Here is a 12,603-nt window from a genome sequence, read left to right as displayed (position 1 = left end):
GATCGGAACGGTTTTGTTAACCGAAATTCGCGTGCTGAACGGATGCGGACGGCTCGAATGATCGGTGGAATCACCCCAGGAAGCGAGCCGCTCGCTTGCCGAGCATCGCGGTCACTCCCTCGACGAAATCCTGCCCCTGCAGCAGTTCGGTCTGCCCGGCCTTCTCCCGCTCGAGGGCACCTTCGAGCGCTGTCAGCGTCGATGCCGTGAGCGCCCTCTTGGTCAGTTCGACGGCACGCCGCGGACCATGAGCCAGCTTCGCCGCGACGGCGTCGACGTGAGCCGCCAGTTCACCGGCCGGTAAGACTCCCGCGATCAACCCTTCGCGCTCGGCCTCCGGCGCCCCCAGGCGTTCACCGAGCAACGCCATCCGGGTGGCCCTCGCGCGGCCGATCGACGCAGCGATGAGCGCACTGGAACCGCCGTCGGGCATCAACCCGATGTTGACGAACGCAAGGAGCAGGTACGCATCCTGGCAGGCGTAGGTGAGGTCGGCTGCCAGCGCGATCGAGGCGCCGACCCCTGCTGCGGCACCGCTCACCTGCGCTATGACAGGCACCGGCAGGTCGACGATGGCTCGTACCACCCTGTTCGCCGCCTCCATCACCACCTCGGGTGACGCCTCCCTACCTCCCGCCGCCGCAGCGGCGGCGAGGTCGGCGCCCGTGCTGAAAGCTTTTCCCGCTCCGGAAATGACGACGACCCGGACGGAGCGGTCGGTGGCCGCGCCGGTGAGGATCGCGCCGAGAGCTGTCATGTGCGCCAGGTCCAGCGCATTCATCCGGTCGGGGCGATCGATGGTGATCCGGAGGATCCCGCCGTCGCTGACGACGCGGAGGCCGTCGACCGCGGGAGCGGTCACGACGCTGCCCCGACGCGCATACCCGTCGCGTCCGAAAGTCGTCGAGTGATCAATGCTTCGGCTTCGGTGAATTTCGTTCTCAGCATCTCAGTGCACCTCTTCATAGGTGCCGCCCCGCGGCGGCCCGGCTATCGACGACGTAGAGCGCGCGCGGCCCCGAACCGGCTGAACACGCATGCGAATACTGGTTAACTTATTCGCCAACTCACACCGGTGTCAATGCTGGGCAAGCACTATCAGTACGTGTGCACAGCGATTTCGGCATGTTGGCGCGAGCCGGGCCCCGGAACTGCACCCGGAGTCGATCGATACGCACGGGAGTGCCGGTTAAGATGACGAACAGATAAACTGGCAGCACAGGCCGACTACCGGAGGTGACCATGGCCCGGACCAACACGGCGGCCGGCGCCGCCACCGAAAGGCCCATTCGCCGTCGGCCGAAAGACCGCAAGGCGCAGATCGCCACCGTCGCTGCGGAAGCGTTCAGCGAGCGCGGCTACCACGCCGTCGGCGTCGACGACATCGCAGCCACCATCGGAATCTCAGGTCCCGCCCTCTACCGGCACTATCCCAACAAGTACGCCCTGTTCGTTCATGCAGCCACCACGACCGCCGATGCACTGCGCACCGCCGCCGACGATGCACTCGCAGGCCTCGAAGAGGCGGCCGCCGGGGAGCGGCTCGACCGGCTGATCTCCGCGCTGGTCACCAACACGATCGAACACCGCAAACTGGGGGGCCTCTACCGGTGGGAGGGCAGGTACCTCCAGGCCGACGACCGCACTCGCATCCGGAACGTCTTCGTCCACGTAACGCAATGCGTGGCGGCGCCGCTGCGAGAGCTGCGGCAGGAACTGTCGGCCGTCGATGCCACGACTCAGGGTGCCGCGACACTCAGCGTGATGGCCAGTATCAGCGCACACCGCACCGCCCTGGCTACTCGTCGCCTCCACGCGCTTCTGACGAGCGCGTGTGAGTCGATTCTCCGCACAACCCTTCCGCCTGCCGTACCGACCGGTGACGTGCCGGCACGAGTCGAGGGCACGGGCGGGCTGACCATGACGTCCAAGCGCGAGTTGCTGATCAACGAGGCCGTGCACATTTTCGACCGGAACGGCTATCACGACTCGAGTATCGAGGAAATCGGCGCGGCCGCTGGAATCAATGCCTCCAGTGTGTACCGGCACTTCCCCAGCAAGGCAGATCTTTTGGCGGCAGTTTTCTATCGTGCGGCGGATCGGCTCGCAGTGGCGACGTCGGCTGCCCTGTCCGCCGCTACCGACCCTCGGGAGGCGCTGTGCACCCTGGCGGAGTCGTATCTGGAATTGGCTTTCCGCAATCCGGCCGTGCTGTCCGTCTACTTCGCCGAAATCGGGAATCTGCCCGAGAACGAACGACGAAATCTCCGCAACGTGCAGCGTCTCCACGTCGAGGAGTGGGTACATCTCGTCACCGCGGTGCGGTCGGAGCTTTCGGCAGCCGAGGCGCGGTTCCTCGTACATGCCGCGCTCGGCCTGGTACTCGACATCGGCCGGCTCATCCACTTCGATACCGCCGAGGAGTCACGCGCCCGGCTCCACGCTCTGATGGTGGCCGTCCTCCTCGGACAATGACGGACCAAGGGCGCCGCGGTGGTTGTCCTTGTCTGCGCCGAGGTCCCGCGGCCGGTAGCCCACCGGATAACCCGGATAAGTGCGATTGCGCGCGTCCCGGGCGGCCTTCGAGCTGGTGCGCGGCGGCAGGAAGCGTACGAACTTGCCCCGCAATCGGAGCACACGCCGGGTGGTGTGCTGCAACCACACCGGTGCAGCGTCGAATCCGAACGCCGACAGCATCATCGGGTCGAGCAGAGCATTTACTCCCTGCGCCACGAAGGGCCGCAACGGCCTGGGGAACCACGAGCAGAACAAATCTCGCGTGTAGGTTCCGACGCGATGGTTGTCCTCCGTGTACCGGAAGTGTTTCCGCTCGTAGTCGGCTTTGAATCGGTAGAAATCCTCGTAGCTCGTGGGAATGTCCTTGATACCCATTCGAACCCCGACGCCGCGGTAGAAGTGGAAACACGCGAGGCGCTCGTGCGGAGTGAGCCGCCGCCACCCGAAGCGGTCGATCCAATCGATCGGCTCGTAGATGAACGTGGTGAGCACGTACAGCATGTCGTCATTGTCGATGTCGTACTTGCCGTGCATGCGGTTGACCACACGCAGGGATTCGATCCCCCGCTCGGAGTCGTACCCGTGTTCGACGAGTTCTGCCATCAGGAGGGCCGTGTCGTCGTAGCGCTTCTGTGGCCGCTTCTCGAATTCACCGGTGCGCTGGAGCAATTCGGAGACGGTCGGGACACAGTAGGTCCGGAACAACGCGAACTCGAGGGACCGCTGGTAGTCCCAGGGAAACTCGAAACCTGCCGTGATGCGGTGAATCTCCTGGTGATCACGCACCGGATCGAGTTGTTCGATTCGGTGTACCCAGCCATACCTGCCGCGGGGAGCGGCGCCTGGGGACCTGCCGGCACTGTCGTTCTTCATCAGCATGGGATTGTCGCCCTTTCCGGCCGCACTCAGCGCCCGTGACGGTTCTTCAGCATCCAGGCGGAAACAAGCATGTCGCGCTTCTTTCGCTCCATCGTCAGCAGATTCAACGGTGCCGCGAACCGCTGCCGGGCGATCGACTTGACCCTGCAGAACTCGCGCAGCCCGTCCGCTCCGTGGATGCGACCGAAACCCGAGTCTCCGACGCCGCCGAAGGGCAACGCAGCGACACCGGCGAAGCCGAGTACCGAACCGATCGTGACGACACCGACCCGCAAGGCTTCGGCCACGCGCATCGCCTTTCCGGCGTCCTTCGTGAATACGGAAGCACCGAGGCCGAAGGCGGTGCCGTTCGCTCTCGTCACCGCCTCGTCGAGACTCGCGACCTTGTTCACCACGACCGTCGGCCCGAAGGTCTCCTCGCAGATCGCCGTGCTGTTCTCCGGGACGTTGGTCAGGACGATCGGGCCCACGTAGCCGTCCTTGATGGAGTCGAGCCCGCCGACCACGGCGGAGCCACCCTTGTCCAACGCATCCTGTACGTGACGGCGCACGACGTCCGACTGGCTGGTCATCGTCATCGGCCCGTAGGACGCATCCTTCGGACCTGGGTGCAAAGCTTTCGCCTTGTCGGTGACCAATCGGACGAAATCGTCGTAGACCGAATCGACCACGTAGATTCGCTCCACTCCGGCGCACGTCTGCCCGGCGTTGCCCATGGCACCGAAGACGGCGAAGCCGGCCGCTTCCTCGAGATCTGCGTCCGAGTCGACCAGCATGGCGTCCTTGCCGCCTGCCTCCACGACGAGCGGAGTGAGCGTTTCCGCACACGCGGCCATCACCCGCTTGCCCGTCGCGGCAGAACCTGTGAAGGCGATCTTGTCCACGCCGGCTGCGACGAGCGCCGATCCGGTGGACCCATCACCCGTGACGACCTGGAGGACAGGCTGATGCGGGACGAGGGCCGCCCACTTCTCGGCGATCCATACCGCCACCCCGGGGGTCAGCTCGCTGGGCTTGAACACTACGGCGTTGCCCGCCGCCATTGCGTAGGAGACGGAGCCCATCGGGGTGTACACCGGATAGTTCCACGGACCGATGACGCCGACCACGCCCATCGGCTCGTATCCGACGCTGCTCGCCTGATTGGCACTGACCAGGCCGGAAGCCACCTTGCGGCGGCGCAAGACTTTGCCGGCGTTCTTGGCCGCCCAGTCGAGGTGCTCGATCGCGAGCATGACCTCGAGGAGTGCGTCGTCGTACGGCTTTCCCGTTTCGGCCGCAACCAGCCGGGCGAGTTGCTCGCCGTCCCGCGCCATCGACTTCTTCCAGTCGAGCAGCCACTTCTTTCGGCCGTCGAAACCGAGTCCCTTCCACCACTGAGCTGCGCTGCGGGCTCGCTCGACCGCGTCACGCACGTCACGCTTGCCGTGGATGGAGTACTCGGCCAGTACCTCGCCGGTGCGCGGGTCCAGGGACGAGAACGTTCCTGGTGACGGCTCCGCGGAAGGCAACGGCGTGGTGCCCGCACTCGTGTCGCTCGTTTCGGCCTGCTGTGGCATGGCACTTCCTCCCTGGGATCACATCAAATATATGTGATGTGATGTAATGTAGTGGACATCACAGTATGCGGCAGACCGCATTCCGGCAAGCCCCGCACAGACCCCTGCGCCGGGCCGGCCGTCCGCCGCCTCACCCACGAGGAGCCCTTCGCACATGAGCGTCGAATTCACCAGTGAACAGAAAGACTTCGCCGCGGCGATCGCCGATTTCTGCAGGCGCGAGACCGGCACCCGGGAACTGCGGGACAAGCTGACGAACCACGGGGAGCACAACCACAACCAAGACGTCTACGAGAAGATGGCCAAGCTCGGCTGGCTCGGAATCACGGTTCCGGAGGAATACGGCGGCTCGGGCGCAGGCCTCGTCGACATGTGCATCCTTCTGGAGGAGGCTGCCAAGGGAATGGCCCCGATCGGTGGCATCGGGCCGACGTGGATCACCGGTGGCGCATACGCCAAGTTCGGTACCGAGGCCCAGAAGGACGTCGTCCTGCGCGGCATCGTGGCCGGCCGATCGCAGTCGATCTCGATGTCCGAACCGGAGGCCGGATCGGACGTCGGAAATCTCAGCACCCTCGCGGAGAAGACCGCCGACGGCTGGGTGATCAACGGGCAGAAGACGTGGTGTTCCAACGCGCACTTTGCCGACAACATCCTCCTCGTGGCCCGCACGGGGCAACCGGTCAAGCGCGGCGCGGGGAGTTCTGCCGGGGAGGGAAAGCACGAGGGGCTGACGATGTTCCACGTGCCCGCCGGGACGGAAGGGCTGACGATCAGCGGCATCGGCACCATGGGCGGCAAGGAGGTTAACGACCTCTACTTCACCGATTGCGCGCTTCCCGCGGATGCCGTGGTCGGCGAGGTCGGCAACGGCTGGCGGCAACTGATGACCGGCTTGAACTTCGAACGCCTGATCCTCGCGGCCATGATGCTCGGTACGGCGCAGCGGGCGTTCAACGACACCCTCGAGTTCATCACCCAGCGCAAGCAGTTCGGGAGGCCGGTCGGAACGTTCCAGGTACTACGTCACCGTATCGCCGATCTCGCCACCGAAATCGAGTGCTGCAAGCTTCTCGTCTACAGCGTCGCCAAGGAGGCCGACGCCCACCCGGACAAGATGCTGGCCCGCGAAGCGTCGATGGCCAAGTTGAAGGTCACCGAGACTGCCAAGAAGGTGGCGCTCGAAGGCATGCAGATGATGGGCGGTTACGGCTACGCCACCGAGTTCGACATGGAGAAGCACGTTCGCTCGACCCTCGTCTCCAGCATCTACGGCGGCACCAACGAAATTCAGCGCGACATCATCGGTAAGACCTACGGCTTGTAAGCACCGCTCGCGGTTTATGCTGGTTGCCGCATCTAAGGAGTTACCCATGACGTTGCCCTCCGTGTCACGAAGCTCAGCGGCCCTGCGCCGTCGACCGCAGCTGTCCGACGACGTCGCCGTGCACGTGCGGAACCTGATCATGTCCGGGGGCGTTCGTCCGGGTGACTTCATCCGGCTCGACGACACCGCCGCGGAGTTGGGAGTCAGCGTCACGCCGGTGCGCGAAGCCCTCCTGACCCTGCGCGGTGAAGGGCTCGTCGAACTCGTCCCCCACCGCGGCTACGTGGTCGCCCCACTCAGTCGCGAGGACATCCACGACCTCTTCTGGCTCCAGAGTCAGATAGGCGAGGAACTCGCGGTGCGGGCCACCCGGGCGGCCACCCCCGAGGCCATCGAGGAATTGACCGACATCAACGACAAGCTCGAGCGGGCGGTGGAGGACAACGACGCCGCCCGCATCGAGGATCTCGAGTTCAAGTTCCACCGGGTCATCAACCACCTGGCGAACGCGAACAAGCTGTCGTGGTTCCTTCTCAGCGCCACTCGCTACACGCCGGCGCACTTCTACTCCTCGGACCCCGACTGGGGCGAGTCGGCGGTCGCGAGCCATCGCCGTCTCATCGCGGCCATGGCGGAGAAGAAGGCCGACGTGGTGGGAGCCGAGAACAAGGCACACTTCATGGACGGTGCCCAGCGATTGGTCGCCCACCTCGACGAGATCGGCATCTGGGACTGAGTCCGTCCCGACTGGGTGCCGCCCTCAGGGCAGGTCTCAGCCCACCTCACAGGGGGCCGGGTTCCGGTCGGCGTACGTGGGGTCGAGAGCCCGCTGAATGATGTAGAGCGCGCGCGGATCGGTCGTCAGCTCGTTGTGCTCGGCAGCGTTCGACTCGCACCCGTCCTGAAGCCACACGTTGTGCACGGTCGCACCCGGTCCGGCGGTGAGGAACGTGTTCTCCGGCGGAGTCGAGACCGTGTCCCGGCGACTCGCGACCACTGTGTACTCGATACCCGGGTCCGTGTCGCCCGCGGCATTGAGAACCTGCAGGAACGGCGAACCGACCATCTGCTGGATGTACGAGGGCCCGACGGCCACGCCGGCGAGCGTCGTCACGGGCACACCCAGCGCCTGGGCGACGGCACCGAGCATCTGCACGTCCCCGAAACTGGTGCCGTGATTGGTAGCACCCAGCGTGACGAGCGAATGCACCTTGTTCAGGGCGGGATTGTTGCGATCGGCGCCACCCTCGAAACGGAGGTACTGCCGGGAGAGCGTGCCACCGAGCGAGTGCCCGACGATGTCGACCTGCGGGGCACCCGTCGTGGAACGGACCCGATCGACGAACACCGCGAGTTGCTGGGCCGACTCGGCGATGTCGGCACCGCCGAACATGCGCAGCAGGTTGCCTTCGGTGAGACCGGCGACCTGCCCGTAGTTGAGGGCGAAGACGCAGTACCCCTCGGCCGCGAGAGCCGGCGCGAGGTCCTTCCAGGTGGCCGCCATGCTGACCCACGTGCCGTGCACGAGCACGACCGGGCGGGGGTGCTCGGGCGAGGGCTTGCAGTTCCAGTCGTTCGCCCCGGGCAGCACCGCAGGATCTGCGACGGGCTCGGGCTCAGTCGCCGCAGGGTCCGCCGCTGCAGGTGCCGCGCCGAGCATCAAGATGCCCGCAAGCACTAACATCAGGGCCTGGGTGGCCGACGAAATACGCATATGCCTCATATCCTGGATAGGCCGAAAATAGACTTCTGGTTACGTTACCCAAAAGTCCATCGAAGTCTCAATCCGTGATTGAGACTATGGGGGTGATCACCACCGGTTCGCATCCGCAACCCGACATTTCGCCGTCTCGGCAGTCCGGGAGGCGCGGAGAAACGAACCACCACTGAGACACGATAGTCGGGATGAGAAAGCTACTGCCGATCGAGTGACTGGGGCGACTATGTATTTCTCCGTAGAAGAGGGGAAGAGCGATGATTCCGGAAAGGCCCCTGACGCCTCGGCGCACCAGGCACTCGAGGATCTGCGCGCCGAACTCGACGCCGTCGACGCCACGCTGCTCGACGCCTTAGGCCGGCGACTCGAAGTGTGCCGACGTATCGGTGAACTCAAGCGACGCTCCGACATCGCGATGATGCAACCGCACCGGATCGGCCTGGTGCACGAACGCGCTCGCCGCTACGCGGACAGCCACTCCCTGTCCCCCGCCTTCTTCGACGCGCTCTACGACCTGCTGATCGCCGAGACCTGCAGGCTCGAGGAGTTGGTCATCAACGGCGAGACGGGCGCGAGCGGTCCCGGTGACAGTGGCCACAACGGCCACCACCGCCCCCATCCGTCGACGAATGTCGAATCGTCATGAGTACTCGGACGCTGCTCGTCGACAACTACGACTCCTTCACCTACAACCTCTTCACCTTGCTCGCGGAGGTGAACGGCGAGCCCCCAACCGTCGTGCACAACGACGTCGAATGGGACTCCGTGCGGTGGTCCGAGTTCGACAACATCGTCATCTCCCCCGGCCCAGGACGCCCCGAACGCCCCCGTGATTTCGGCATCAGCGCCCGGGTCATCGCCGAAACCGGACTGCCCGTCCTGGGGGTGTGCCTCGGTCATCAGGGACTGTGCCAGTTGTTCGGCGGACAGGTCGTCCTGGCGCCGGAGCCGATGCACGGCCGCGTATCGCTCGTCGAACACCACGGCAGCGAACTCTTCGAGGGCATCCCGTCGCCGTTCCCCACCGTGCGGTACCACTCGTTGATCGCGCGGGATCTGCCCGAGGACCTCGAGGCGACGGCCTGGACCACCGACGGTCTCCTGATGGGCGTGCGTCACCGGAGCCGGCCCCTGTGGGGCGTCCAATTCCACCCCGAGTCGATCAGTACGGCGTTCGGACACGAACTGCTCGCGAACTTCCGCGACCTCACCCCGACGCACTCGGGTACACCGACTCCCGGGTCGATGCTGAAGATTCCCGTCCCGCACGCGCCGTACGTCATCTCGCAGGTCCGCATCGACCACGAGGTCGACCCGCGCACCACCTTCGAGGATCTGTTCGCCACGGGGCCGAACGCCTTCTGGCTCGACGGCACGTCGGCATCGGAACCGACTTCGCGCTTCACCATCATGGGCAACTGCTCCGGGCCCCGAGCCGAGTACATCACCTACGACGTCGGTGAATCGATCGTGCGGATCATGCGCGAGGGGCTACCCGTGGAACAGGTCCACGCCCCGTTCTTCGACTACCTCGAACGCCAATTGGCGGCCAGGTCGGTTCCCGGACTCCCCGGCGTGCCGTTCGGGCTGGGCTACGTCGGCTATCTGGGCTACGAACTGAAGGCCCAGACGGGTGGCGCCGCCGCCCACCGATCGCCCACCCCCGACGCTGCACTCGTGTTCGCCGACCGAGCCGTGGTCATCGATCATTCCAGCGAGCGCACGTATGCGCTGTGTCTCAGCGATCACCAGGACGATCCCGAGATGCGTCGGTGGCTCGACGAGGTGGAGGCGGCGCTACGGCGGCTCGCGGAGCCCGACCACCCGGCGTCGGCAGTGCCTCCGATCAGGAAACCCGAATCGACGGAGCTGGCACTGCGTCACGACCACGACCGGTATCTCGAGCACATCGCGTCCTCGCTCGCCGAGATTCGGACGGGCGAGTCGTACGAGGTGTGCCTGACCAACATGGCGACCGTCGATCAGACGATCGATCCACTGCACACCTTCGAGCTGCTTCGCACCATCAGCCCCACTCCGTACAGTGCGTACCTCCAGTTCGCGGGCCTGTCGGTTCTCAGCGCGTCGCCCGAACGCTTCCTGCGGATCGGCCCGGACCGCGTGGTGGAGTCGAAACCGATCAAGGGCACGCGTCCGCGTGGGGCGACCCCGGCCAAGGATGCGGCCCTGCGTCAGGACCTGCTCGACAGCGAAAAGGACCGCGCCGAGAACCTGATGATCGTGGATCTCACGCGCAACGATCTGGCGCGGGTGTGTGTGCCGGGGTCGGTGCACGTTCCCAAGCTCTTCGACGTGGAAACGTATGCAGCGGTCCACCAGCTGGTGTCCACGGTGCGTGGGACGCTCAGTGCCGACGCCTCGGTCGTCCAGTGCGTCCGCGCCGCCTTCCCCGGCGGTTCCATGACGGGCGCGCCGAAGATCCGGACGATGGAGATCATCGACCGGCTCGAGTCGGGACCGCGCGGTGTCTACTCGGGAGCGATCGGTTACTTCTCGCTGACCGGCACCGCCGACCTGTCGATCGTCATTCGCACCATCGTCGCTACCGACAGCGAAGTGACCTTCGGGATCGGCGGCGCCATCACGGCACTGTCCGATCCGGAGGAAGAATTCGACGAGGCCATGGTCAAGGCCGCCACCATGGTGCGGGCATTATCCGTCACCGCGGACACCCCGAACGAAATAGGACCATGACCATTCCGGCGACATCATCCCGGACCGTCGCACTGATCGGCGGCCGCGGTGATGTCGGCCGAATGCTGACCGGTCGGCTCCGAGACGACGGCATGCGCGTCCGGACCGTCGACATCGACGTTCCGGATGTGGCCGACGCCGACTCCGTGCAGGGCGACATCACCGATCCGTCACCCGAGGTGCGCGCGCTGGTGCAGTCGGCTGACGCGGTGGTGCTGGCGGTACCGGAAACTGTGGCGTTGAACGCACTGACGTTCCTGTCCGAGTCGCTGGCCGAGCACGCCCTGCTGGTCGACACCCTGTCGGTGAAGTGCCGATTCGACGCCGCTCTGCGGGCGAACCCGCTGCCCAACAGTGCGCTCGGCATCAACCCGATGTTCGCCCCCGCACTGTCGCCGCAGGGCAGGCCGATCGCGGCGGTGACGTATCAGGACCGCGGTGACCTCGGCTGGTTCCTGACGTCGCTGTCCGGGTGGGGTGCGTCGGTCGTCCATCTGGACGCCGAGCGCCATGATCGGCTGACCGCGCTCACCCAGGCACTCACCCACGCCGGTGTGCTCGCATTCGGACTGGCGCTGGGCGAACTGGGGGCCGACGGCGCCGAGCTGACGGCGATGGCAACCCCACCGCACCTGATGTCTCTCGCCCTCCTCGCACGCGTGGGAGGTGGGGTACCCGAGGTGTACCGGGACATCCAGGTCGGCAATCCGTTCGCCGCGCAGGCCAGACGCGCGCTCACCGACGCGATGCGCGCTGTCGACCACACCGTCGAGAACGGCACCGACCAGGACTTCGCCGACCTCATGTCCCGGTCGGTCTCGACACTCGGTGACCGGCGCGAGCCCCTCGCCCGCCTGTGCGCCGAACTTTTCGCCGACCTCCAGCACACCGCGCCCCAGTTCTGGGACGGGAACGGAGAATCCTCATGACGATCGACAACGCCCACGCCCTGCCGGAGCACGACCGGAACGACCCGGTCGAAAGCGCCGTGGTTGCCCGGCTGGCCCGCAATTGGGGGCAGCGGGCGACAGTGAAGAAGCCGGAACCTGATCTCGACGCCCTGTTCGACCTTGACAAGCGGGACTACCCCGACGAACTGCTGCCTTTCGCCGACCACGACAGTTTCCGCCACGCACCTGAGGATCAGCAGAACAGACTTCGCGCGTGGGGCTGGATCGCGTTCAACAAGAACGTGATGGACATCGAGCAGTACGTCGTGAATCCGGGCTTCGATCTCGTCGCCCACGACGCCCTCGACACCGGTATCGGCGACACGTTCGCGGTAGCGGTACACGAGGCCATGGTCGACGAGCAGTACCACACGCTGATGCATCTGAACGCGAGCGCGGTGACGCGCAGGCGCCGCGGCTGGGCCATGCCGAACAACGCGTTGCCGGACGTGCTGACACTGCGCCGCCAGCGTGCCGCCACCGCTGACGCCGCCGACCCTCGGAAGCGGGCGATCACCACCTTCGCCTTCATGACGGTCGCCGAGATCTCCATCAGCTCGTACCTGGACCTCATCTCCGAGAACGAGGCGATCCAGCCGGTGAACCGGGCCACGGTCCGACTACACAATCGCGACGAGTACTGCCACGCCTCCATCGCCGACGAGATCGCGGGCGTCGTCTACGACACGCTGGGGCCCGACGACCGGCGGCACCTCCTGGACGGGCTCGTCGATGCGATGACCGCCTTCAGTAGCAACGACTACTCGACGTGGCGCACCATCGTCGAGGTCATCGACCTCCACGACGGGCAGGCGATGATCGACGACGCCGAACACGACACAGGGCGTTCTGCTCTGGTGCAGGACTTCGGCGGTATTCACAAACTGTGCAAGCACCTCGGCGTCGCGGGCGAGATGTCGTTCGACTGGGCATAGCACC

General features: G+C 65.7%; 11 protein-coding genes. 7 read left to right on the top strand and 4 right to left on the bottom strand.

Annotated features, from left to right (window positions below):
* Positions 1–70: 70 nt before the first annotated feature.
* Positions 71–862: an enoyl-CoA hydratase gene (locus GFS60_RS25630; protein ID WP_159925610.1), complete on the bottom strand. Its 792-nt coding sequence runs from the start codon at positions 860–862 to the stop codon at positions 71–73.
* A gap of 380 nt (positions 863–1,242) precedes the next feature.
* Between GFS60_RS25630 and GFS60_RS25625 the strand changes: the two genes are divergently transcribed.
* A complete protein-coding gene (locus GFS60_RS25625) occupies positions 1,243–2,475 on the top strand; it encodes a TetR/AcrR family transcriptional regulator (RefSeq protein ID WP_159925608.1) in 1,233 nt (410 codons plus the stop codon).
* On the opposite strand, the gene GFS60_RS25620 is transcribed toward GFS60_RS25625, so the two are convergent.
* Positions 2,425–3,396, bottom strand: a complete 972-nt coding sequence (locus GFS60_RS25620; protein WP_159925606.1) for an oxygenase MpaB family protein — start codon at positions 3,394–3,396, stop codon at positions 2,425–2,427. The genes GFS60_RS25625 and GFS60_RS25620 overlap by 51 nt on opposite strands.
* A gap of 26 nt (positions 3,397–3,422) precedes the next feature.
* Positions 3,423–4,955 (bottom strand): aldehyde dehydrogenase family protein, encoded by a 1,533-nt coding sequence (locus GFS60_RS25615; RefSeq protein WP_159925604.1) that lies wholly within the window; start codon positions 4,953–4,955, stop codon positions 3,423–3,425.
* A 154-nt stretch (positions 4,956–5,109) separates the two neighbouring features.
* On the opposite strand from GFS60_RS25615, the gene GFS60_RS25610 reads away from it, so the two are divergent.
* A complete protein-coding gene (locus GFS60_RS25610) occupies positions 5,110–6,282 on the top strand; it encodes an acyl-CoA dehydrogenase family protein (RefSeq protein WP_159925602.1) in 1,173 nt (390 codons plus the stop codon).
* 46 nt (positions 6,283–6,328) lie between these two features.
* On the top strand, positions 6,329–7,018 hold the full coding sequence (locus GFS60_RS25605; protein ID WP_159925600.1) for a GntR family transcriptional regulator: 690 nt from the start codon (positions 6,329–6,331) through the stop codon (positions 7,016–7,018).
* 36 nt (positions 7,019–7,054) lie between these two features.
* On the opposite strand, the gene GFS60_RS25600 is transcribed toward GFS60_RS25605, so the two are convergent.
* Positions 7,055–7,996, bottom strand: coding sequence for an esterase/lipase family protein (locus GFS60_RS25600; protein ID WP_159925598.1), 942 nt, complete (start codon positions 7,994–7,996; stop codon positions 7,055–7,057).
* Between the two features lie 229 nt (positions 7,997–8,225).
* On the opposite strand from GFS60_RS25600, the gene GFS60_RS25595 reads away from it, so the two are divergent.
* From GFS60_RS25595 to GFS60_RS25580, 4 genes are read left to right on the top strand one after another with little or no spacing between them, the layout of a single operon-like run.
* Entirely contained in the window at positions 8,226–8,645 is a 420-nt protein-coding gene (locus GFS60_RS25595) for a chorismate mutase family protein (RefSeq protein WP_159925596.1), read from the top strand.
* Positions 8,642–10,714 (top strand): aminodeoxychorismate synthase component I, encoded by a 2,073-nt coding sequence (pabB, locus tag GFS60_RS25590; RefSeq protein WP_159925594.1) that lies wholly within the window; start codon positions 8,642–8,644, stop codon positions 10,712–10,714. The genes GFS60_RS25595 and pabB overlap by 4 nt, the downstream gene beginning before the upstream one ends.
* The gene (locus GFS60_RS25585) at positions 10,711–11,643 is read left to right on the top strand and encodes a prephenate dehydrogenase (protein ID WP_159925592.1); all 933 of its coding nucleotides are present in this window, start codon (positions 10,711–10,713) and stop codon (positions 11,641–11,643) included. Before pabB ends, GFS60_RS25585 begins: the two co-directional genes overlap by 4 nt.
* Positions 11,640–12,599 (top strand): AurF N-oxygenase family protein, encoded by a 960-nt coding sequence (locus GFS60_RS25580; protein WP_159925591.1) that lies wholly within the window; start codon positions 11,640–11,642, stop codon positions 12,597–12,599. The genes GFS60_RS25585 and GFS60_RS25580 overlap by 4 nt, the downstream gene beginning before the upstream one ends.
* The last annotated feature ends 4 nt before the right edge of the window (positions 12,600–12,603 follow it).

The organism is Rhodococcus sp. WAY2 (assembly GCF_009859915.1).
Classification (GTDB): domain Bacteria; phylum Actinomycetota; class Actinomycetes; order Mycobacteriales; family Mycobacteriaceae; genus Rhodococcus_F; species Rhodococcus_F oxybenzonivorans.
The sequence above is the reverse complement of the archived record's forward strand: the minus strand, read 5'-3'. Positions and strand labels throughout refer to the sequence as shown.